Here is a 22,186-nt window from a genome sequence, read left to right as displayed (position 1 = left end):
TGGTGGACAGATGCGCCTCGGGATCGAGCTGAGGCGTGAGTGGCACCTTCTCAGCGCACACGGGCCGCGACAATAAGGTGTGACATAGCACCTGGGGTGGGTTCGTCATAACATCCGGGGAGGGAGGGCTTGACGGGCGATGTCGCGGCCAAGTGGTCGTCTGCTTAAGCCAGTTGGGCGAAGACGGTACCGGGTGCCGGGAACGGACCTACGGTCTCGTCACGCTCCAGGTTCGGGAGGCCCAGGTCCGGAAGTGTGGTGACTGGGCGATGAGAGCCCGGTAGGCCGCGGCGGCGCAGCTGAAGAGGGTTTCCGCCACCTCGTCGGCCACGCCTTCGCGTCGCCAGGCCAGCACATAGCGGCACCACAGAGGGGTGCCGGCCAGGGGTTTGACGAGGACGTCGGGGATCGGCCGGAGGGTCGCCTGCACGACGGAGACCCCGATGCCTTCGGCGATCATGTTCTGTAACTGCTGCTGGTCGCCCAGGAATTCATGGACCGCCGCCGGGGTGAATCCGGCCGCCCGGCAGGCCGCGTAGAACACCCCCGGCCAGCCGGCCCCGTCGTCCGGGGTCAGAAACCACGCGTCGTCGGCCAGGTCGGCGAGCGTCACCTCAGGGCAGTGCCGGAGTCGGTGCCCGGCGGGCAGGGCGACGAAGCACGGCTCGGTGACGATCCCGCGGTGGGTCACGGCGGCCGAGTGCCGCAGTTCCCGCCCGGGGTAGTCCGCGGCGATCGCGGCGTCCACCTCGCCGTGCTCCAGGAGTTCGACGATCTCCGAGGACGGATACACGCTGCTCACCGTGAGTGCGAGTTCGGGCAGTCGGCTGCGGAGCCGGATGAGCATGCCGGCCAGGACCGGCGAGTTGGTCGCGGCCAGGCGCAGGGGACGGCGGGTTCTCGTACCGTCTGCGGCCGGCCGGCGCCCGATCGCGGCGGCGCGGGCCAGTACGTCGCGGGCCTGGGCCAGGACCTCCGTGCCGTACCGGGTCAGTTCCACACCCGAGGTGTTCCGCTCGAACAACGGATGGCCGAAGTGCTGCTCAATCCGCCGGAGTTGGGTACTCATGGCGGGTTGCGAATACCCCAGGTCCGAGGCGGCCCGGCCCACGCTCCCGGCGTCGGCGATCGCACACAGCACTCTCAGGTGCCGAAGCTCCAACTCCATGCCCGCACTCCTCCCGTCCGCGCTGCCCTGTCCGGACCGTCCCGTGTCACGGCGGGGCGGTGCCGGGCGCGCGGCCCTTGTCCGACAGTTCGACGCGTGGAAGCCCACCTCATCGTTCTCTGCGCGCTTGCGCCAGAGCCGGGGGGTGTGTTCCGGGACGGCGCGCAAAGGGGGCGCGGGCAAAAAGGGGCGGCGAGCAAAGAAGGGCGGCGAGCAAAGAGGGGCGGCCAGCCAAAGAGGGGCGGCCCGCGTCTGCGAGCCGCCCCCTTGGGGGTGCTTTCCTTGTGTGGTGCTCGTCAGGGGTGCACCCCGTGGACCACCTCGTGCACCCCGTGCTGCTCAGTCCGCGATAAGCGCCCGCGGCGTCTCGACCAGAACCTTTTTCCCGTCCCGGCCGGTCATCACGAGCCGTGGCAGCCAGGGCCCCTGATGGTCGTAGGTATGAGTGACGGCTGCCTTGTCCGTCTCCTGCTGTGTGCCGTCGCCGAAGTACCAGTGGTAGCGGTAACCGGCGGCGGGTGCCTTTCCGTCCACCGTCACCGACAGGGGTGCCTCACTGCCGACCTGGGCCTGCTTCGGGGCCTTCAGCTCGGCCCGGGGGCCCTGCCGGGGGAGGCGGAACCACTCGCGCAGGCTCGGGTTGAGGAGGAAGGAGTCGGCGTACTGGCGGGCGCCCGCGATGTCGGGGTGGCCGACGGCCGCGCTCAGACACTGCAGTCGAGTGGCGCTGAGCTCGGGGCAGGCCCGGGTGCGCAGCGGGAACGCCGGGTCGGTCACCGGGGTGGCCCAGACCTTGGAGTCCGGGGACAGCACGGCATTGTCCACGGTGAACAGTCCGTCGCCCGCCGTCGCATACGGGCCGTCCGGGGATGCGTGGTTGGCGGCAGTGGCTGCCTGACGGTAGGCGGCGTTGGCCAGTTGGGTGTACTGCTCATAGCGCTCGGCCACCTTGCCGAGGGCGCCCCTGCAGGAGGCCAGCCGCTTTCCGGTGACGCCCGGGACGGAACAGCGCTTCACCGGGAGCGGAGAACTGCTGCGGCTCAGCGCGTAGTAGAAGTCGGCGACAAGCACCTTCGGGTGCCCCGGCAGGGAGTGGGCCTTCTCGATCGCCGCGCGCATCCCGCGTCCGCCGTATCCGACCTTCGCGCCGCTGAAGTAGGGCACATCCTTCGCCGGGTTCTCCGCTGCCGCGCCGACACCGGAGCACTCGCGCTTCACCGCCTCGGGCAGGCTCTCCGAGCCGGGGGTGATGCCGACACCGATGCCGAAGAACGGGTCGAGATCGTTGATGCAGCCGTTGATCACGACCAGATCGAGGCCGTAGCCGCCCGCCCGTGCCTGCGCGCCCGCCTTTTCCAACTGGCAGAACACATCCGGCATTTGCTGGGTGACCTCGCCGAACTCCATCTCCCCGTCGCCGTCCGGGTCCTGCTTCTCGGTCCTGCGCAGACAGGCCGCGTCATCGTTGTGCGCGGGCAGCTCGGGCGCGTCGAGGACCGCTCCGGAGATCGAGTAGTCCATGTGCTGAACGCCCCGGCCGGTCTCCCGGCCGAGCGCCTGACCGGTGAGATAGGGGAACTTCTGGTCGTGGTCCAGGCCCTGGCCCCAGACCACGGAGTCACCGACGGATGCCACCCGCACCGGGTTGCACCCCCGCCGTATCGTGTCCCGCCAGACCTTGCCGTAGCGGCCGGGTGCCTCGTCCCCGGATGACGCGGCGATACGGGCGTCGATCTGCACGGCGGTCTCGGTAGCGGGTACCCGGTCGAAGGGGATACGGAATTTCGCCGTGCCGACGCTGTCGGTCATGGCGAGGCGGCCGCCGGCCAGCTGCTTCGCTCCGGCGCGTACCCGCCACTCCACGGTGTCTCCGGCTTTCGCCGCGGCGGGGTCATAGACCTCTACCCGGCCGTGTACGGGTCCGCTGCACACCGGGTTCGGCGTCATGTCCACATCGAGGACGAGCGGGAACGCCGATCCGGGCAAGGAGCTGGGCTGTGCCGCGGCGGGGAGCCCGCCGAGGAGCTGGCCGAGGAGCACGGCGACGGTGCCGACCACCGCGATGCGCCTCGGCGTCCGGGAGCGGTGGGCCACCCCCGGCCGCCCGCCTGGAACGGCTCCCGGACCGGATCCCGTACCGCCGCCCGTCCGCCGCCGTACCGCCCACCGCGACCACGCTAATCTCACGCCAACACCCCTGGTTTCGCTGTCATTTCGCTCCGTACGGAATCCGAATCAGCTGAATTCCGCATCGGTAGGGATCATGACAGCCGGGAAGGTGACGGAGTCTGCGAGCGGGGTCCCGTACCAAGTGAAACTGATCACTTACCGGTAGTTACGGGTGGTGGGCAGGCAACGGAGAGTGGGCAGGTGAGGGAGGTGCCAGGCGTCAGCCCGCCGCCCCGCCTCCCGCCCCGTCCTTCGCCCCGCCTTCCGCCCGCGACAGGGCGACTTCGAGGACGACCAGCAGGGCATCCCGGACCGAGCCCGTGTTGCGGGCGTCGAAGACGACCAGCGGTACATGGTCGGAGACGTCCAACGCCCAGCGGACCTCGTCGAGTTGGTGGTGGACTTCGCCGTCGAACGCGTTGACGGCGACGGCGAAGGGGATGCCCTTGTGCTCGAAGTAGTCGACCGCGGCGTAACAGTCGTCCAGGCGGCGGGTGTCCACGATCACCAGGCCGCCGAGCGCGCCTTCGACCACGTCGTCCCACATGAACCCGAACCGGTCCTGGCCCGGCGTGCCGAACAGATAGAGCTTCAGCGTCGGGTCGATGGTGATGCAGCCGAAGTCCATGGCGACCGTGGTGGTGGTCTTGCCCGGGGTGTGGGTGAGATCGTCGACGCCCGCCGCGACCTCGGTGATGGCGGCTTCCGTGGTCAGCGGCCGGATCTCGGAGATCGAGCCGACGGCCGTGGTCTTGCCGACGCCGAAGCCGCCGGCGATGACCAGCTTGACCGGAAGCGGCGGCTGTTCAACCGCTGTCACGGAGTCTGTCCCGTGAGTCGGGGACGGCACGGAGACCATCAATAACCCTTCGCAGTACGGAAATGTCCTGGGTTGTACCGGCGTTCGGGACATGGACCGCCAGATGTCCGGCGGTGCGCAGGTCCTCGGCCAGCACCCGGACCACGTTGAGGTGGAGACGCAGCCGCGCGGCCAGTTCCGCCACCGATTGCGGCTGTCGGCAGCCGGCCACGATGTCGTGCTGCTCGAAGGCGAGCGACCCCAGGGCGGCGAGCCCGGACGAGGTCGCCACGATCTGTGTCTCGACCGGGAGCGGCGGGCCGGCCCCGCCCCCCGCCACCCGGCCGGCGGTCAGCAGGAAGGGCCGGATCGCGGGAGCGCGGCCGAACGGCTCCGAGGGCTCCGGGGCGCTGCCCGCCGCCTCGTTCGGTTCTGGTTCACCGGCCGCCATCATGTTCCTCTTCTCAACACCTGCACCCCGGCCTCCGCGGTTGTGGGACGGGTCAGCGGGCCGGTGCCGCGCCGGCGTTCTTCTTGAGTTCCAGCACCAGCTGGGGGGTGAGCGCGCTCCCGGCTCGGTTGGCGAACAGCGTCATCTCATAGGCGATGTTGCCGAGCTTGGCTTCCTTCGAGGTCACCACGCCGAGGACGGCACCGCAGCCGATGGCCGACACCAGGACATGGCCGCCCTCCAAGTCGATGATGACCTTGTTGAGGCCGCCGAGCCCGTAGTTGCCGGACGCGCCGGCGGCCAGGCTCGTGACGCCCGACACGATCGCCGCGAGCCGCTCCGAGTCGGCCTGCTCCCGCAGTTGGGAGACGGCGATCAGCAGGCCGTCGGAGGACACCGCGATGGCGTCGACGACACCGGCGGTCTGGGTGGCGAACCGGTCGAGCAGCCAGGTGAAGTCGGCCGCCGCGGCGGTCAGATCCATGGGTTCCGGACGTTCGGAACCGCTCTTACCTGTCGGCGTCGTCACTGCCCGACTCCTTCCTGGGTTGCTGATGGTGCGCGGGAGCTGGGTCCCTCGGGGCCGGAGCACTCTCCTGCTCGGCCCGGTGTACGGCGGCTTCGAATTCGTCGAGTTCCGAACGGACCGCGTCGGCGTCGACCGGCTGGCGCATGTCCTGGGTTCCTCGGTCGGCCGGCGGGGCGGTCCTGTTGAGCGTCGCGCCCCGTACCCGCCGACGCAGCGGGCGGGCGGAGTCCGCCGACCGTGGCTCGGGCACGGAGTCGGCCGGTTCCTCGTCCCTGCGCTGGGGGACGCGCCGGGGGAGCGCGCCTTCTCGCGCGGGGGCGGCGGGCCGCCGTTCGGGCGGCTGCGCGGTGCTCCGCACGGGCAGAGAGGTGGCGGGGGCCGCCTCGGGCGCGGGAGCGGTGGCCTTGGGCTCGGGGAGCGCCGGCGGCGCCGACGCGGCCCGGTCCCCGGTCACCTCCGCTGTCGCGGACGGGGAGACGGCGGGCTGCACGGCCAGCAGCAGCGCGGACGGGAGCCAGACCGTGCTGGTGACCCCGCCGCCGGGCGTACGGCTCAGGGTGACGCGGATGCCCGAGCGCCGGGCGAGGCTTCCGACCACGAACAGGCCGAGGACCTTGGTCGGTACCAGGTCGAGCCGCTCCCGGCGGACCAGCCGGGCGTTCTCCTCGTCGAGACGTTCCGCGCTCATGCCGAGGCCGTGGTCGATGACCTCGATCAAGGCACCGCCGTCCGAGGTGATGTCGGTGCCGGGCCGGACGACCACCTCGACGCGGGTGTCGGACGGGGAGAACGAGACCGCGTTCTCCAACAGTTCGGCGAGCATCAGCGTGAGGTCGTCGACGATATCGGGGCCGACGGTGACCTCGGTCTCGGACCGCAGGGACACCCGCTGATAGCCCTCGATCTGGCCGAGTCCGGCCCGGATGACGTCGACCAGGGTGGTCGGCCGGGCCTCCACTTCGGGGTCCCGGATGCCGGCCAGCAGCATCAGACTGTCGGCGTTGCGCTGGAGACGTACGGCGATGTGGTCGATGCGGTACATCCGCTCCAGCACGTCCGCGTCGGTCTCCTCGCGCTCCACCGCGTCGATCAGTACCAGCTGGCGTGAGGTGAGGTTGCTGACCCGGCGTCCGACGTTGCCGAACATCTCGGCGACATTGCGCCGGCTGAGCACCTGCCGCTCCAGCAGCGCCGCGGCGGTGACCTGCACCTGGTTGAACGCCTCGGCGAGATGGCCGATCTCGTCACGGACCGGGACGGGGATCGGCCGCGTTTGGAGCAGGGTGTGCTCCGGCGACTCGTCGTCCTCGACCCTGGCGAGTTCCTCACCGGCGACATCGACGACCTGCTGGGCGGCGCCGGTCAGGGCCGTCAGGGGACGTACGACCGAGCGCCGGACCAGCACCGAGAAGGTGAGCCAGGACGCGAAGCCGAGCAGGGCCAGGCCGAGCATCGCCATCGCGTAGTCCAGGGCGCTCTTGGAGAGTCCGTCGGCGCGGGCGGCGATCTGCTCGGTCAGCGACTGGGTGATGTCGAGACGGGCACCGGCCTGCCGGGTTCCGGCGTCGATCGCCTTTCGCAGCTGTTCCGGGCTCTGGCCCTGAAGGGAGGCGGGGTCGATCTGGAGCTCCGCGAACTGGGCCTCGATGCCGTTCTCCTCCGCGGCCCGCTCGATCCCGCCCAGGCGCAGGACCTGGTCGGGGGTGGCGATCCGGGCGAAGCGTTCGGCCTGTTCGTCGTAGAGCTTGTGGTCGCCGACCGCCCGGGTGTACTCGGTGAGCGCGTTGGCGTCGCGGGTCTGGGCGGAGAACACCCCGGTCTCGAAGCCCGCATGGGCGGCGTCGGCGCGCAGGACCGTGTCGAGGAGATGGGTGACCGAGGACGACGAGGTGCCGATGAAGCGGTCCAGGCCGATGCCGTCGATCAGATACCCGACCGCGGCGGCGTACGCGGGATCGATACCGGCGGGCGGGACCGAGCCCCGCTCGACCTTGTCGCGCAGCACCGCGAGGCTCCGGATGTACTGGAGGGCCCGCGCCTCGTCCTTCGGCAGGTTCGGCCCGAACGCCGAGTGCACGGCGCTGACCTGGTCGTCGGTCGTGCGCTGCGCCTCGCGGTAGACGGCGGTGGAGGGCAGCGTGGCACCGGGCCGGGCCGACTCCTGTTCCACGGACAGCAGCAGCGCCTGCCGGTGTTCGGCCTGGACGTCGTTGATCAGCTTGGCGACCTGCTCGCTGTCGCGGACCAGCTCCGCGGTCCGGCCGGCGTCCTGGGCCTTGCCCACCTGGGTGGTGACGCCGAGGGCCAGCAGCACGCCGACGACCGCGACCGGCGCGATCACCAGCACATTGAGCTTCCGCCGGAACGGCCATCGGTCCAGGAGGGCGACCGCCTGCTCACGGAACCGCGGCCGCATCGGTGAACGCCGGGACCGGTCCGCCTCGTGTGACGGGTCCACTGTGTCCACAGACACCCAGGCCTCCTTACGACGTGCTCTTGAGCGGTGACCGAGGTGTTGTTGTTGCCGACCGCCGACGACCGGGGGAAAGCGACGTTTAGGCGTTTCGCCCCAAACGCGAGCGAACGGTTTGCGCCACATACCCAACCGGCCGTGAACACTACCGCTTGTGCATGCACAGGCAACACATGACTACCAATGGCCGCTCGGTATTCAACTCTTTGTCATGTTTGGCGCGTTGTCTCCTTACGGAAGGCGGTGCCGACTGAAGGGCAGATTGGCTGGATTCCGTGGGAAGCGGGGCGCGCGGACCGACTTGTTCCGGACCGGGGCCCGGCGCCGGAGGTTCGCGCCGTACCGTCCCGAAGGCGGATGCCCCGCTGCGCACCGGCACCCGTAACCTGTCTCCCCCCACACCGACCCGTATCCTCATCCTGCGCTGCGAGGAGTCCCGTGCACCCCACCCGCAAGGCCGTCGTGACAGCCGCCGCCCTCCTGGTCATGGCCGCCTCCGCCGGCTGTGAACCCGGCGCGGGCGCCACCGCGTCGTCCCACCGGGGCTCCGCCAAGCCTGGCTGCCCCACCACCCTGGCCAGGGCCAAGCAAGCCGTGAAGAAGGCGGAAGCGGTCAACGCCCCCTGGACGGGGCCCACCACCGGACCCAAGGCCGTCCGTGACAAGACCGTGGTCTACATAGCCCAGACCCTGACCAACCCCGGAGTCGCCGGAGTCGCCCAGGGTGTCCAGGAAGCCGCCAAGATCGTCGGATGGCAGGCCCGCACCCTCAACGGCGAGGGCACGCCCGAAGGTCTCCGGGCCGCCTTCAAGCGGGCCCTCCGCCTCAAGCCGGACGGCATCGTCATCAGCGGTTTCGACCCCGGGACGGCACCGGCGGAGGTCAAGAGGGCCCATGCGGAAGGCATTCCGCTGATCGGCTGGCACGCCGCCCCGACTCCCGGCCCCAGCAAGGATCCGCAGCTCTTCAGCAACATCACCTCCCGGGTCGAGGACGTCGCGAAGATCAGCGCCGACTGGATCATCGCCCGGTCCAACGGACGCGCGGGCGTCGTCCTGTTCACCGACGCCACGGTGCCGTTCGCCAAGCGCAAGTCGGATCTGATCAAGAAGGAACTCGCCACCTGCCCGGACACCAAGCTGCTGAGCTACACCAACATGCCGATTCCCGAGGTCAACCGCCGGTCCATCAAGGAAGTCCGCTCCCTGCTCTCCCGATTCGGCAGCAAGTGGACCTACTCCGCGGCCATCAACGACCTGTACTTCCAGCACGCCGCCGCCGCGCTGCGTGCCGAGGGCAAGGACGGTGCGGGCGCCCCGTTCAACATCGGTGCCGGCGACGGCGACCCCTCGGCCTTCCAGCGCGTCAACGGCAAGGAGTTCCAGGCCGCGACCGTGCCCGAGCCGCTCTCCGAACAGGGCTGGCAGATCATCGACGAGTTCAACCGCGCCTTCTCCGACGCCCCGGACAGCGGGTACGTCGCCCCCGTCCACATCGCCACCGCCGCCAACAGTGGCGGCGCACTGTCCTGGGACTCCGAGGGCTACCGGCAGGCATATCGCAAGATCTGGGGCGCCTGACGCCGCTGGTCACTTGGGGATGGTCGACGCCACGTCATCGAGGGTGTCATCGGTGACCAGACCGCTGTCCTCCAGTACCTCCATATGGTCCTGGACGGTGTTGTTGGTCTGCGTGGCCAACCGCCGGATCAGCGTGTTCTTGGTGGTGGCACGGACCTCGCCGATGGTGATGAAGATCTTGCCGTGGGAGGCGCGGAGCAGGTCCACGAAGAGCTGGTCGAACTCCCGGCCCCGGGCCTTCTTCAACTGGGCCACCCAGCCCTGTTGTTCGGCGCTGGCCTGGTCGGGGATGGGCACGCTCAGCGCCTCGGAGTCCTCACGGGCCAGCTGGTCCAGTTTGCTGTGCCCTTCCAGCAGATGCATACCGGCGCGCTTGATGGACTCGCTCGATGCGTGCGTCTGGGCGAGCCGGCCCGCCGGCATCTCCCACAGCCCTGCCTGCCGGACCTTGGTGAGGAAGGTCTTGTCCAGAGCGGAGACGGCGCCCGCATTACCTCCCTCCGGTCCGGCCGGGGCCGCGTCCGCGGCGTGGAGATGGGCGGAGGCCGACTCGTTGGCGGAGCTGTCCCGTTGTGCGAGCCACACGGAAACCGTCGCGATGACCGCGAGGAGCGCGACCGTGGCGGCTACCAGACGGCCACGGTGCGAAGTGGGCTGGGTTTTCCGCGCATGAGATTGCATCATGCCTCCTGATTGCGCGCGAGGGTCGCCGGAGCGCTGTCGCCATGGGGCTGTTGGGGCACGGTCACGCTAACGTTTGCATTGAGCAAAGAAGCTGATTCAGCGGCCATGCGCAAATCCCTGTGACGGGTGGCGACGAGGGGCTACCATGCGCGGCCTGTGCGCGCGAGAGGGCGCTGTACGCGTAGCGCCTGCCGGCCGACGGTCCGTCGGCGGCGCCGCGAGATCCATGGCGGTAGAAAGGGGGGATGGCGGAGCGCGCGGCCCCCACGCGGGGCATGGACGATGTGGATGCGGTGACCCGAGCGGTGCTCACGGCGTCGAGACTGCTGGTCGCGGTGTCCGCGCGGTCACTCGGCGAGGTGGAGGAGCGGGTGACGCTGCCGCAGCTGCGGATGCTGGTGGTGCTCTCGACACGCGGCGCCACCAAGCTCGTTGTCCTCGCCGAACTGCTCCAGGTCGCCCCGTCGACCGCGATGCGCATGGTGGACCGGCTCATCACGGCAGGTCTGGCACTCCGTCAGGCCAACCCCGGCAACCGGCGCGAGACCTTGCTCCAGCTCACCGACGAGGGGCGGCGCACGGTTGAGGAGGTCACCGCCCGCCGCCGCGCGGAGATCAGCGCCATCGTCGAACGCCTCGCCCCCGCGCAGCGGGCCTCGCTCATCAAGGCGCTCACGGCCTTCAACGAGGCGGGCGGCGAACCACCCGTGGGCGCGGTGGAGGCGCATCCGCTGGGGTGAGGTGTTGAGGCCCCGGAGGAGCGGCGGCGGCCGCGGTGTGGGCAAAGTGCCGTCCGGGCACACCGCGTGGCTCTATGCTCGGTCCACATTCCCTCTCTCGGGCCCGGAGGCTTGCTGTGCAGATCACGATCCGGTGTGAAGCGCCGGACGCCGCAGGGGAGTTGGCCGCAAGCCTCCACCAATGGCTGCTCGATGAACCGGACGCCCGCAAACATGCCGAGGTGCGGCTGGTCGGCGCCGAGCCGGTCGAGGGCGAGCTGGGATTTGTGCTCGATCTGGTGCAGCTGGTCGTCGGCTCCGGTTTCAGCGCGGCGTCCTTGGGCTACACCGTCGCCCAGTGGAAGAAGATGAACGCCCCGCAGATTTCCGTGAGTTTCGAGCGGGACGGCAGGGTCATGACGGTGAGCGGAACGGACGCCGACGAAATCGAGCGCGTCGTCCGACAGCTTGACGACGAGTGAAGCATTGGCCCGATTGCCGCGGTTCGACGCTTCGTATGCCCTGTTGATCGGCGTCTCGGAGTACCAGGATCACGAATTCCCCGAGGTGCCGGCCGCGATTCATAATCTCGCGGGGCTGCGCAGTCTGCTCGCACCGGCCGACGGCGGAGGCTTTCCCCGCGAAAAGTGCCGTATGGTCGCGAATCCGCGGACGGGCGAAGGAATGCGGGTCGCCATCAAACGGGCCGCCGAGTCCGCCACCGACGTTCTGCTGCTCTATTACGTGGGGCACGGCTGGAAAGTCGACGGCGACCTCTATCTGGCCTCCCAGTCGTCGAGCCCCGATTCGATCGAAACCACGGGGCTGGCGTACAAAACGGTCCGTCGGCTGGTCCGGAGTTCCCCGGCCGCGGTCAGGATCATCGTCCTGGACTGCTGCTTCAGCGGTGTCGCCACGGGGCTGCTGAGCGGCGCGGGGGACCTGTGCCTCAGCGAACCCGAGGTCGCGATCCCGCTCGACGAGAAGTTGCCCGACGAACACGCCGACGGTGTCTGTGTCATTGCCTCCAGCGGCCCCAACCAGCCGTCCCAGGACTCGGACGGCGCGGATCACACGGCTTTCACGGGGCATTTCCTCGCCACGCTGAAGGCCGCCACCCAGGCCGGTGAGGTGCGTGATCTGGCAGCGGTCTTCGACGGGACAAAGGCTGCGATGACCTCCGCGGAGCTTCGACACACTCCGTTGATCGCCTCGATGGGCGGGGCTCGTCGGCTGGCGCTGGTGAAGAGTCTGACGGCACCGGACGCACCCCTTTCCGTCGCGGTGCCGGAAACCGCTGTCGTCCGGAACCCGGAGGCGGCACACGATGACGACACCGCTGTGGCCGCCCCACCGAACGACGACGGACCGGCCAAACTCATGAGCTGGCACACGCCGGTGGGAAGCGCGGACATCTTTGATTCCGCACTGGCACTGAGGCTGCTGCAACAAGCCATGGCCATCGGGGGTGACGATGAGCGCGCTGGATAGGAAGCGGAGCGGGGAGATCGACCGGCTGCGCGTACAGGCGGAGGGCGACTTCCGGGCCCATGGTCCGCAGCTCGCGGGTCGCCTCCTGCACGCCTGCCAGCGGCTTCGTGCCGCGGGCGAGGGGGAGGAAGCCCTCCTCCTCGCGCAGGAAGCGGCGGGGATCCACCGGCAACTCCTCGACCGATACCGCTCCGTCGGAACCGGCCTGGCGCATGCACTGCTACAGCTGGGGCTCTGTCTGGCCGAGGTCGGGGCGTCCGAAGAGGCGGTGGACGTACTGCAGGAATGCATCGCGCTCACCCACACCCTGCCGGCACAGCTCCGGCCGCCCGCGCAGCGGCTGCGCTGCAACGCGCTCGAATGCCTCGCGCTGATCCTCGGCTCATCGGGACGCACGGCGGAGGCCGTCGCTGCCTCGCAACGGGCGATCAGGGGATACCGGGCACTGTTCGAGGAGGACCCGAGCGTGGCACCGGAACTGGCGCGTGGTCTGCACAATCTCGCCACCCTGCTGGCCTCCCGCGCCGAGTGGGAGCAGGCCCTGGCCCTCCTGGAAGAGTCCCTCACGCTGTACGACCGGCTCTCCACGACGGGCAACTCGGCTCTGGCGGCGGAGCGGAGCCGGGCCCAGCAGCTGCACGCCGTACTGGCGGGAGGAGAGCAGGGGAGCGGGGACGTCGCGGGCGAGGCGCTGTCCGCCTACCACCTGGCCGCCGAGGCCGACGCGTACTCGGCCACCTCGGGATTGGGCAGCATCCCGGCGCATGTAGAGATCCATCGTGTTGAACCCGTCGACGATGTCGCACAGCCACACAGAGAGCAGCGGAGCATGGACCGGAACCGGATTGACCTCACCGAAGCGGTGCAGGCCGTACGCGACGATCTGCGCGCGGCCACCCGCACGTTCGACGGCGGTGACCTGCAGTTCGAGATGGGACCGATCGAGCTGGAGTTCACCGTCGAGCTGGAACGCGACCCCCGGGCACGGTCCGGTGTCCGCACCTGGGTGATCACGGACGCCGGCGGCACCTCGTCGGCCGCCACGGCCAGGCACCGGCTGAAGCTCACGCTGACACCACGCGAGCTGGCCTATCGGAGCGTGGATGTGACGGACAGGATTTAGGGAGTTGTCTTTGCGAGGGGCCATGCGTCTTACCAAGTACACACATTCCTGTGTCCGGCTGGAGCGTCCGGGGGCCGGGACACTGGTCATCGACCCCGGCATCTGGAGCGAGGCACGGGCGCTGCACGGTGCCGACGCGATCCTGGTGACGCACGAACATGCCGACCACGTCGACGTGCTGCGGCTCAAGGGACTCGGCGCGCCCGTCTACGCACCCAAGGGCGCGGACTTCGGCGGCCTCCTGGATGTCATCGAGGTGGAGCCGGGCGAGGAGTTCAGCGCGGCCGGCTTCCCTGTCACGGCGCACGGCGGTCGGCATGCGCGGATCTACGGCGATCTCCCGGACTGCGCCAACCTCGGATATCTGATCGATGAGCGCCTCTACCATCCCGGCGACTCGCTCCATGTGCCGGACAAGCCGGTGGAGACCCTGCTCGTGCCCGTGCAGGCATCGTGGCTGCGCACGTCCGAGGCCATCGACTTCGTCCGGGCGATCGGGCCGGAACGCGCCTACGGCATCCATGACGCGCAGATCAACGAGCGGGGTCTGCAGAGCGTCAACGGCTGGCTCGGCGAGGAAGCGGGCGGGTGCTACAGCTGGGTGCCGCCGGGGGCGGTGTCGCCCTGCTCGGAGCGCTGACTGCGGGCCCGGAACGGTAACTTCCGGCCCGTCCGGCGATCCCGGACGGCGCTCGCTCAGCCGGTCCGGCGATCCGGTACGGCGCTCGCTCAGCCCGCCCGGACGCGCGGTGTCGCTCAGGCCCCGGGCGCGCCGGCGCGCAGGCCGTCCATGACGAGGTCCAGGAGCCGTTCGGCGCGTGGTTGCCAGTCGCTGTGCGGATCGATCTGCCAGAGGCCGGAGATGGCGAGGACGAAGTCGTCGGGGGTCACCCCCGGGCGGATGGTGCCGGCCTCTTCGTTCGCCCTCAGGAGGAGGGTGACGGCTGAGGTCACCGGGCCGTGCCCGAGTCCGGCCAGACTGCCGTGTGTGCAGGTGGCCTTGCGCATCGCCTCGGCCAGACCGGCCTTGGCCATGGCGTACTGGGCGAGGCGGTCCATCCACTCCCGCAGGGCCTGGTCGGGTGCGCGGGTCTCCAGCAGCTGGGACGCGGTGTCGGAGACCTGCTGCACTTCATGGCAGTAGACCTCAAGGACCAGCGCCTCGCGGTTGGGGAAGTTGCGGTAGAAGGTCCCTTGTCCGACGCCCGCCTTCTTCGCGATCGTGCTCAGCGGGGCGTCGGCCGACCGCGTCAGCTCCTCCAGGGCGACTTCCAGAATGCGGTCGCGATTCCGCTGCGCGTCCGAGCGCACCGGCGCGGGCTTTCTCTGCTGCACTCGTCCTCCTCCCGAAATCACGGACGGATCGGTCTTGCTAAGCGGACAGCTGTCCGGTAGATTCAGAATCCAGCGGACAGCTGTCCGCTTAGGTCCACCATACCGCCGGATGCGGCCGGCGTGGACGGCCGGGACACAGCGACCGGCCCCTCGTCCCACCGCACCCGCCGCAGGAACCCCTGTCGACGCCCGCACGTACAGCGCAATCCTCCCGAACCGCACGCGAGGCCGTCCCTTTCGACGCCCCGCTCTCTCGCGACAAGGACAGCTCGACGTCCTGGCCGGCCAGTTTGGCCACCGGGCCGACCTGCCGCGCCTCACCCACGCGAAAGAAGGCTGATCATGGCCCCATCGACGTCCAGCGTCATCACCCTGAACATCAACGGCGAAAAGCGCACGCTGCCCGTCGACCACCGCACCACCCTGCTCGACGCGCTGCGCGAGCAGCTCGATCTCACCGGCACCAAAAAGGGCTGTGACCACGGCCAGTGCGGTGCGTGCACGGTGCTGCTCGACGGGCGCCGGGCCGTCTCCTGTCTGCAGCTCGCGGTCGCCGCCGAGGGCTGCGAGATCACCACCATCGAGGGTGTGGCGGACGGAGCGCGGCTCCATCCGGTGCAGCAGGCCTTCCTCGACCTCGATGGCTATCAGTGCGGCTACTGCACACCGGGGCAGATCTGCTCGGCCATCGCGGTGATAGAGGAGCATGCGGCGGGCTGGCCGAGTGCCGCGACCGCCGACCTACGCCCCGAAGCGGGCCCACCGGCGCTGACCGCCGAGGAGATCCGGGAGCGGATGAGCGGCAATCTGTGCCGCTGCGGTGCCTATGTGTCGATCGTGCAGGCGGTGGCCCAGGCAGCGGAGACGGCGGCCGGACGGACGACCGGTTCGGCGGAAGGGGAGATGGCGGTATGAGGGAATTCGGCTATCAGCGGGCGTTCGACGTCCCCGGGGCGGTCGCACTGCTCGGCGCCGATCCTGACGCCCGCTGTCTCGGCGGCGGCACCAACCTCGTCGACCTGATGAAGTCCGGGGTGGAACGGCCCGCGCTGCTCATCGACGTACGCGACCTGCCGCTCGGCCGGATCGAGCCCCGGGACGGCGGCGGTCTGCACATCGGCGCGACGGTCACCAACAGCGATCTCGCCGCCCACCCCGAAGTACGGCGGCGCTACCCGGCGTTGGCGGAGGCCGTGCTGGCCGGTGCCTCGGGGCAGTTGCGCAATATGGCCACGGTCGGCGGGAATCTGCTCCAGCGCACCCGCTGCGGCTACTTCACCGACCCGGCGAAGCCGTGCAACAAGCGCGTCCCCGGCAGCGGCTGCCCCGCCGTCGCGGGCGAGCACCACAACCACGCCATCCTGGGCGCCTCCGCCCACTGTGTGGCCGTCCACCCCTCGGACATGGGGGTGGCACTGACCGCCTTCGACGCCGTGGTCTCGTACGAAACCGTGGACGGGCCGGGCGAGTTGCCGCTCGCGGACTTCTATCTGCCGGTGGGCGACACCCCGCACCGGGAGACCGCGCTGCCGCCCGGGGCGCTGATCACCGGCCTCACCCTGCCGCCGGCGCCGGTCGCCGCCACCTCCCGCTACCGGAAGGTGCGTGAGCGGGCGTCCTACGCCTTCGCGATCGGCTCGGTCGCCGCCGCCCTCGACGTCCGGGAGGGCGTCGTCCAGGACGTGCGCCTCGCCTTCGGGGCGGTCGCGTCCCGGCCGTGGCGGGCCCGGGAGGCCGAGCGGGTGCTGACCGGGGGCCCGGCGGACGCCGAGGCGTTCGCCGCCGCCGCGGACGCCGAACTCGCCGCCGCCGAGACGCTGCCCCACAACGGATACAAGGTGACCCTGATGCGCAACCTCGTCGTGTCCGTGCTGAGCGAACTCACCGAGGAGGCCACTCGATGACCACCACCACGGAACCCCGCGCGGTGACCGGGGCCGTCGGCGCCGCCCACACCCGTCTGGAGGGCTGGGACAAGGTCACCGGAGCGGCGCGCTATGCGAGCGAGATCCCGTTCGCCGAACTCACCCACGGCTGGCTGGTGTTGTCCACGATCGCCCGCGGCCGTATCCGCTCCGTGGAGTCGGCGCCCGTCCTGGCCATGCCCGGCGTCCTCGCGGTCCTGCACCACGGCAACGCACCGCGCGTCAGCGGGGACTACACCGGGCCGCTCGGCTCACCGGACCCGATCCTGCAGGTCTTCCAGCACGACCGGGTGCCGCATGTCGGCTGGCCGGTGGCGCTGGTCGTCGCGGAAACCCCGGAGCAGGCCAGGGAAGCCGCCGAGACTCTGATCGTCCGCTATGACGAGGAGCCGCACGACGTCGCCTTCTCCCCGGGGCGCCCCGGTATGTACACACCGGAGAATTCCCCCATGTCGGCGGCGGAGACGGCGAAGGGGGACCTGGAGGCCGAACTCGACGCGTCCGCGGTGGTCGTGGACGCCGAATACACCACACCGGAAGAGCATCACAGCCCGTTGGAGCCGCATGCGGCGATGGCGCGCTGGGACAGCGGCCGGCTGGAGGTCGTCGACTCCAATCAGGGCAGCAGGTTCGTGGCGGATGAACTGGCGAAGCTGTTCTCGCTCGACCCGGACTCGGTGCGGGTACGGTCCGAACACGTCGGCGGTGGCTTCGGCGCCAAGGCGACCCGCCCGCATGTGGTGCTCGCCGCGATGGCCGCCACCGTCCTCCACCGCCCGGTCAGGGTCGTCCTGACCCGCCGCCAGATGTTCTCCGTCGTCGGCTACCGCAGCCCCACGGCGCAAAGGATCCGGCTCGGCGCCGACCCCGACGGGCGGCTGCGCGCATTCGACCACCAGGCGGAGTCCCTCACCTCGACCGTGCATGAATTCATCGAGCGCAGCGCCGACTTCGGGCGGCCGATGTACGACGCCGAGGCGCACTACACCGTCAACCGCGTCGTCCCGCTCGATGTACCGACACCGAGCTGGATGCGCGCACCGGGCGAGGCACCGGGCTCGTTCGCGCTGGAGTCCGCGCTCGACGAACTCGCCGAGAAGTGCGCCATGGACCCGATCGCGCTGCGCGCCCGCAACGAACCGGAGGTGGGGCCGGTCTCCGGTCTGCCCTTCAGCAGCCGCAGGATGCTCGCCTGCTTCGAGGAGGGCGCCCGCCGGTTCGGCTGGGCGGACCGCGATCCGCGTCCCGGCACCCGCCGCGAAGGGCGCTGGCTGCTCGGCACCGGCACCGCAGCGGCCACGTTCCCCTCGGGCGTCGCTCCGTCCACGGCCGCTGTGACGGCGGAGGCGGACGGCACCTTCACCGTACGGATCACCGCGGCGGACATCGGAACCGGGGCCCGGACCGCATTGGCCCTGGTCGCCGCGGACGCACTGGAAGTGGCCCCGGAACGCATCCATATGAAGATCGCGGACAGCGACTTCGGCCCGGCGATGATCGCCGGCGGCTCGATGGGCACCCGCTCCTGGGCCTGGGCGATCACCGCCGCGGTGAGCGAGCTGCGGGAGCAATTGGCCCTGGGCGGCGGCATCCCGCCACAGGGGATCACGGCCCGCTCGGACACCGGCGAGGCCGTCATGGCGCTGGCGAAGAAGGAACGGCATACGTTCGGGGCGCAGTTCGCCGAGGTCGCCGTGGACATCGCGAGTGGCGAAGTGCGGGTGCGGCGGATGCTCGGCATCTTCGCCGCGGGCCGAATCGTCAATCCGCTGACCGCGCGCAGCCAGTTCATTGGCGGCATGACCTGGGGACTGTCCATGGCGCTGCACGAGGAGGCGGTCAGGGACCAGGCCTCGGGCGGCCATGTCGGCGCCGATCTCGCGGGCTACCACTTCGCCGCGCATGCCGATGTCCCGCCCATAGAGGCGGACTGGGTGGACGACCCGGACCCCGACGACCCGGTCGGGATCAAGGGCATCGGCGAGGTCGGGATCGTGGGAGCCGCGGCGGCCATCGCCAACGCGGTCTGGCATGCGACAGGCGTCCGCCACCGGCACCTGCCGATCCGCCCCGACCGTGTCCTGGCGGCCGCAACCGCACCAGGAGGAGACCGGGATGCTTGACCTCGCCGAGACGTTGCACGGCTGGCTGGAGGAGGGGCGGGAGTTCGCCGTCGCCACGGTCGTGGCCGTCGACGGCAGTGCGCCACGCACCCCGGGCGCCGCCCTCGCCGTCGACAGCCGGGGCACGGTCATCGGCTCGGTCTCCGGCGGCTGTGTGGAAGCGGCGGTCCACGACCTGTGTGTCCAGGCGCTCCGGGACGGCCGGGCGGTGCCGGCGCGGTTCGGCGACCACCCCGAGGATGCCTTCGCGGTGGGCCTGACCTGCGGCGGAACCATCGAGGTCCTGGTCACGCCGGTGCGCGCTGACACACCGGACCGGCAGGTGTGGGCGGCGGCGCTGACGGCCGTCGGCGGGGGAGCGGCGGCGGCACTCGCCCTCGTGGCCCGTGGCCCCGCCGCGCTCCTCGGCAGGGCCCTGCTCGTGCACCCCGACGGCTCGTACGAAGGCGGCCTCGACGGGCCTCCGGAGCTGGACCGCGCGGTGGCCGACGAGACCCGCGCCCTGCTCGACGCGGGCCGCACCGGCAGCTTCGCCCTCTCGGAGCGCGGATCGCGCTGCGGAAGCGCGCTGACCCTGTTCGTCGAGTCGAGCGTGCCGCCACCCCGCATGATCGTCTTCGGCGCCGTCGACTTCGCCGCGGCGCTGGTGCGTACCGCGAAATTCCTCGGCTACCACGTGACGGTGTGCGACGCCCGCCCCGTCTTCGCCACCCGCGACCGCTTCCCGGAGGCCGACGACGTGGTGGTCGACTGGCCGCACCGCTACCTCCGGCGCACCGGGACCGACGGCCGCACGGTCCTGTGCGTGCTCACCCACGACGCCAAGTTCGATATCCCGCTGCTGACGGAGGCACTGCGGCTGCCGGTCGCGTTCGTCGGCGCGATGGGCTCCCGCCGCACCCACGAGGACCGCAATCGCCGGCTGCGCGAGGCCGGCGTCACCGAGCGCGAACTGGCCCGGCTGCACTCCCCGATCGGCCTCGACCTCGGGGCCCGTACGCCCGAGGAGACCGCCCTGTCGATCGCGGCCGAGATCGTCGCCGTACGCCAGGGCGGCACGGGCGTACCCCTGACCGGCTCGCAAACCCCCATTCACCACGACGCGAACGAACGAATACCGGGCGCGACCGGACCGCATGCGGCCGCATAACGCGGCCGCCTCGCGGGCCGCCCGAACCCAGGTGGCCCGCGAGACGGCCCGCGAGAGGGCGGGCGAGATGACGGGTTACAGAGCAGGCGACTGATACGCCCCGCTGATACGTCCCGCTGATACGCCCCGCCCCCGAGCGGGCAGGCATGCGGTCATGACCGTCCTCGTCGGAACCTCCGGCTGGCAGTACAAGGACTGGCGCGATGTCCTCTACCCACAGGACCGGCCGCAGCGACTGTGGCTGGAGGAGTACGCACGGCACTTCGCGACCGTCGAGAGCAATGCCGCCTTCTACCGGCTGCCCGAGGAGAAGACCTTCGCGGACTGGCGGGACCGGACCCCCGACGGGTTCGTGATGGCCGTAAAGGCAAGCCGCTATCTGACCCACATCAAGCGGCTGCGCGAGCCGCAGGAGCCGGTCGGCCGGCTGATGGCGCGGGCCGCCGCCCTCGGCCCCCGTCTCGGTCCCGTCCTGCTCCAACTACCGCCCACGCTACGGGCGGACGCCGAGCTGCTGGACGACTGCCTCCGCTGCTTTCCCACCGGCACCCGGGTGGCCGTCGAGCCCCGCCACACCTCGTGGTGGACCGCGGAGATCCGTACGGTGCTGGAGCGGCGGGGCGCCGCGCTGTGCTGGGCGGACCGCGGTTCCCGACCCGTGACGCCCCTGTGGCGGACCGCCGACTGGGGGTATCTGCGCTTCCACGAGGGCCGCGCGGAACCCTGGCCGCGCTACGGCAGACAGGCGCTCACCACCTGGGCACGCCGGATCGCCGACACCTGGCCGGCCGGGGCCGACGTCTACACCTACTTCAACAACGACCCGGGCGGCGCGGCCGTCCGCGACGCCACCCACTTCGCCCGTGCCGCGGCGGCCACGGGCCGCTCCGTGAGCCGTGCCCCATCCGGGCGTGGCGCCACCCGGTGACCATGGCGCCGGGATATATCTGCGCTCGTACCGCCGGGCCGGGCGAACGAGCTGACGAGGTGAGACACGGATGATCCGCAGACGGATGGTGGTCTCCGGCGACGTGCACGGCGTGTTCTTCCGCGACACCTGCCGCCGCACGGCCGACGAGCTGGGGGTGTCCGGCTGGGTGCGCAACCTTGCGGACGGCACGGTGGAGGCGGTGTGCGAGGGAGAGCCCGAGAGCGTGCGGGAGTTGGTGGACTGGGCGCACCAGGGCCCGCCTCTGGCCACCGTCGACGCCGTGTCCGTACGGGAGGAGGAGCCGGAGGGGCTGACGGGCTTCGAGATCCGGCCGACAGCCGGAGGGGTCTGACCGGGCCGGGCCGGGCTGGGCCGGGCTGGGCGCGGCATGGACCGGCGCCCTGGGGGTGCCCGGCGCGAGGCGCCCCGGCGCGAGGCGCAACCCTGAGGGGGGCGCCCCGCGTAAGAGGCACCGGGCAGTCGCGACCCGGTACGACAGGTTTGCCGTCCGCTACGAGGCGACGGTACTGGTCGCCGCGCTCAACGAGTGGTGGTAACCGCCATCACGGGTGCCGGGCCGAGCGCCAAATCAAGAGACCGCCCCGACTCCCACGTGGTGGAATCAACCACCATGGGTGAGATAAGACATCCGGCTTCGGACCATGCGGATCTGCTGACCCGGATGGAGCGGAACCTGGCCGAGCACGCCTGTCACCTGCATCGGCACATTGCGGGTATGACCGTTGCCGACGCGGATGACCTTCTGGTCGCTGACAGCGGTATCGACGACGACACCTTCAACATCGTCGCCATGGCCCGCTTCAGCTCGGACACTGCCGACGCGCGCATCGCCGACACTGTCCGGACGCTGGCCGCCAGGCATCGCCCGTTCTCGTGGTGGGTCGGCCCTGCCTCGACCCCGTGGGATCTCTCCGCCCGCCTGACCACCGTCGGCCTTGAGACGTCCGAACGGGAGGTGGCCATGTGGGCGCCCCTGGACGAGGCCACACCGCCGGAGAACCCCGCCGGGCTCGATATCCGCCCCGTGACGACTCGCGAGGGCCTCGCCGACTACGCCACGGTCCTGGCCGCGAACTGGGATCCGCCCGCCGCAACCGTCCAGCACTTCTTCGCCCTGGCCGCAGAGCGGGCGCTCGCCGACGACTGCCCGGCCCGCTACCTGGTCGGCTACGTGAACAACCAGCCGGTCTGCTCGGCGGAGATCTTCCTTCATGCGGGACTCGCCGGGATCTACAACATCGCCACGCTGGCCACCCATCGCCGACGCGGCTATGGCGGCGCCATCACCCTCGCTGCTTTGGGCACCGCACGTGACCACGGCCATCGGACCGCCGTCCTGCAAGCCTCTGCGGACGGCCTACCCGTCTACCGACGCTTGGGCTTCCATGACTGCGGCCAGTTCATCGAACACGCCATCAGCCCCTGAAAACCACCGCTACTCCTGGGCCACTCTCGCACCAGACCCGAGTCGGTGCGCCCCGCGCGAGGAACGGCCGCGTCAGCCGTCCGGTGAA

21 protein-coding genes are annotated in these 22,186 nt (G+C 70.6%); 13 read left to right on the top strand and 8 right to left on the bottom strand.

Annotated features, from left to right (window positions below; genetic code table 11):
• Positions 1-208: 208 nt before the first annotated feature.
• The 6 genes from STRTU_RS03295 to STRTU_RS03270 form a co-directional block, all read right to left on the bottom strand.
• A complete protein-coding gene (locus STRTU_RS03295; RefSeq protein ID WP_159742149.1) occupies positions 209-1,168 on the bottom strand; it encodes a LysR family transcriptional regulator in 960 nt (319 codons plus the stop codon).
• A gap of 339 nt (positions 1,169-1,507) precedes the next feature.
• Positions 1,508-3,226 carry a PKD domain-containing protein gene (locus tag STRTU_RS03290; RefSeq protein WP_269777329.1) on the bottom strand — a complete coding sequence of 573 codons (1,719 nt, stop codon included), beginning with the start codon at positions 3,224-3,226 and terminating at the stop codon, positions 1,508-1,510.
• A 331-nt stretch (positions 3,227-3,557) separates the two neighbouring features.
• A complete protein-coding gene (locus STRTU_RS03285) occupies positions 3,558-4,196 on the bottom strand; it encodes a GTP-binding protein (RefSeq protein ID WP_159742147.1) in 639 nt (212 codons plus the stop codon).
• Positions 4,144-4,587: a DUF742 domain-containing protein gene (locus STRTU_RS03280; protein ID WP_371873663.1), complete on the bottom strand. Its 444-nt coding sequence runs from the start codon at positions 4,585-4,587 to the stop codon at positions 4,144-4,146. The genes STRTU_RS03285 and STRTU_RS03280 overlap by 53 nt, the downstream gene beginning before the upstream one ends.
• Before the next feature lie 52 nt (positions 4,588-4,639).
• Positions 4,640-5,071 (bottom strand): roadblock/LC7 domain-containing protein, encoded by a 432-nt coding sequence (locus tag STRTU_RS03275; protein WP_018088646.1) that lies wholly within the window; start codon positions 5,069-5,071, stop codon positions 4,640-4,642.
• 25 nt (positions 5,072-5,096) lie between these two features.
• Entirely contained in the window at positions 5,097-7,457 is a 2,361-nt protein-coding gene (locus tag STRTU_RS03270) for an ATP-binding protein (protein ID WP_159746661.1), read from the bottom strand.
• Between the two features lie 570 nt (positions 7,458-8,027).
• Between STRTU_RS03270 and STRTU_RS03265 the strand changes: the two genes are divergently transcribed.
• A complete protein-coding gene (locus tag STRTU_RS03265) occupies positions 8,028-9,170 on the top strand; it encodes a substrate-binding domain-containing protein (protein ID WP_159742145.1) in 1,143 nt (380 codons plus the stop codon).
• Between the two features lie 9 nt (positions 9,171-9,179).
• On the opposite strand, the gene STRTU_RS03260 is transcribed toward STRTU_RS03265, so the two are convergent.
• Positions 9,180-9,854 (bottom strand): DUF4142 domain-containing protein, encoded by a 675-nt coding sequence (locus STRTU_RS03260; RefSeq protein WP_159742144.1) that lies wholly within the window; start codon positions 9,852-9,854, stop codon positions 9,180-9,182.
• Positions 9,855-10,099: 245 nt separating this feature from the next.
• On the opposite strand from STRTU_RS03260, the gene STRTU_RS03255 reads away from it, so the two are divergent.
• From STRTU_RS03255 to STRTU_RS03235, 5 genes are all read left to right on the top strand, one after another.
• Positions 10,100-10,594 carry a MarR family winged helix-turn-helix transcriptional regulator gene (locus STRTU_RS03255; protein WP_371873549.1) on the top strand — a complete coding sequence of 165 codons (495 nt, stop codon included), beginning with the start codon at positions 10,100-10,102 and terminating at the stop codon, positions 10,592-10,594.
• Positions 10,595-10,710: 116 nt separating this feature from the next.
• Entirely contained in the window at positions 10,711-11,055 is a 345-nt protein-coding gene (locus STRTU_RS03250; RefSeq protein ID WP_159742143.1) for an effector-associated constant component EACC1, read from the top strand.
• A gap of 13 nt (positions 11,056-11,068) precedes the next feature.
• Positions 11,069-12,064, top strand: coding sequence for a caspase family protein (locus tag STRTU_RS03245; RefSeq protein ID WP_159742142.1), 996 nt, complete (start codon positions 11,069-11,071; stop codon positions 12,062-12,064).
• Complete coding sequence (locus tag STRTU_RS03240; RefSeq protein ID WP_159742141.1) at positions 12,048-13,187, top strand: trypco2 family protein; 1,140 nt, start codon at positions 12,048-12,050, stop codon at positions 13,185-13,187. The genes STRTU_RS03245 and STRTU_RS03240 overlap by 17 nt, the downstream gene beginning before the upstream one ends.
• A gap of 22 nt (positions 13,188-13,209) precedes the next feature.
• Positions 13,210-13,827, top strand: a complete 618-nt coding sequence (locus STRTU_RS03235; RefSeq protein WP_159742140.1) for an MBL fold metallo-hydrolase — start codon at positions 13,210-13,212, stop codon at positions 13,825-13,827.
• Between the two features lie 116 nt (positions 13,828-13,943).
• Here the strand turns inward: STRTU_RS03235 and STRTU_RS03230 are convergent, their stop codons facing one another.
• The gene (locus STRTU_RS03230; RefSeq protein WP_159742139.1) at positions 13,944-14,522 is read right to left on the bottom strand and encodes a TetR/AcrR family transcriptional regulator; all 579 of its coding nucleotides are present in this window, start codon (positions 14,520-14,522) and stop codon (positions 13,944-13,946) included.
• Between the two features lie 342 nt (positions 14,523-14,864).
• Here STRTU_RS03230 and STRTU_RS03225 point away from each other — a divergent pair, with 342 nt between their 5' ends.
• The 7 genes from STRTU_RS03225 to STRTU_RS03195 all read left to right on the top strand — a co-directional run bounded on the left by STRTU_RS03225 (position 14,865) and on the right by STRTU_RS03195 (position 22,098).
• Complete coding sequence (locus tag STRTU_RS03225) at positions 14,865-15,437, top strand: 2Fe-2S iron-sulfur cluster-binding protein (RefSeq protein WP_159742138.1); 573 nt, start codon at positions 14,865-14,867, stop codon at positions 15,435-15,437.
• Positions 15,434-16,426: an FAD binding domain-containing protein gene (locus STRTU_RS03220; protein WP_159742137.1), complete on the top strand. Its 993-nt coding sequence runs from the start codon at positions 15,434-15,436 to the stop codon at positions 16,424-16,426. Before STRTU_RS03225 ends, STRTU_RS03220 begins: the two co-directional genes overlap by 4 nt.
• Complete coding sequence (locus STRTU_RS03215) at positions 16,423-18,570, top strand: xanthine dehydrogenase family protein molybdopterin-binding subunit (protein ID WP_159742136.1); 2,148 nt, start codon at positions 16,423-16,425, stop codon at positions 18,568-18,570. The genes STRTU_RS03220 and STRTU_RS03215 overlap by 4 nt, the downstream gene beginning before the upstream one ends.
• Positions 18,563-19,720, top strand: coding sequence for an XdhC family protein (locus tag STRTU_RS03210; RefSeq protein ID WP_159742135.1), 1,158 nt, complete (start codon positions 18,563-18,565; stop codon positions 19,718-19,720). The genes STRTU_RS03215 and STRTU_RS03210 overlap by 8 nt, the downstream gene beginning before the upstream one ends.
• 154 nt (positions 19,721-19,874) lie before the next feature.
• A complete protein-coding gene (locus STRTU_RS03205) occupies positions 19,875-20,648 on the top strand; it encodes a DUF72 domain-containing protein (protein ID WP_159742134.1) in 774 nt (257 codons plus the stop codon).
• A 70-nt stretch (positions 20,649-20,718) separates the two neighbouring features.
• Positions 20,719-21,003 carry an acylphosphatase gene (locus tag STRTU_RS03200; RefSeq protein WP_174878798.1) on the top strand — a complete coding sequence of 95 codons (285 nt, stop codon included), beginning with the start codon at positions 20,719-20,721 and terminating at the stop codon, positions 21,001-21,003.
• A 330-nt stretch (positions 21,004-21,333) separates the two neighbouring features.
• On the top strand, positions 21,334-22,098 hold the full coding sequence (locus STRTU_RS03195) for a GNAT family N-acetyltransferase (protein ID WP_159746658.1): 765 nt from the start codon (positions 21,334-21,336) through the stop codon (positions 22,096-22,098).
• Positions 22,099-22,186 lie beyond the last annotated feature (88 nt).

Source organism: Streptomyces tubercidicus, assembly GCF_027497495.1.
Taxonomy (GTDB): Bacteria; Actinomycetota; Actinomycetes; order Streptomycetales; family Streptomycetaceae; genus Streptomyces; species Streptomyces tubercidicus.
Note: the sequence above shows the minus strand (reverse complement) of the source record. Positions and strands in the feature narration are given on the sequence as shown.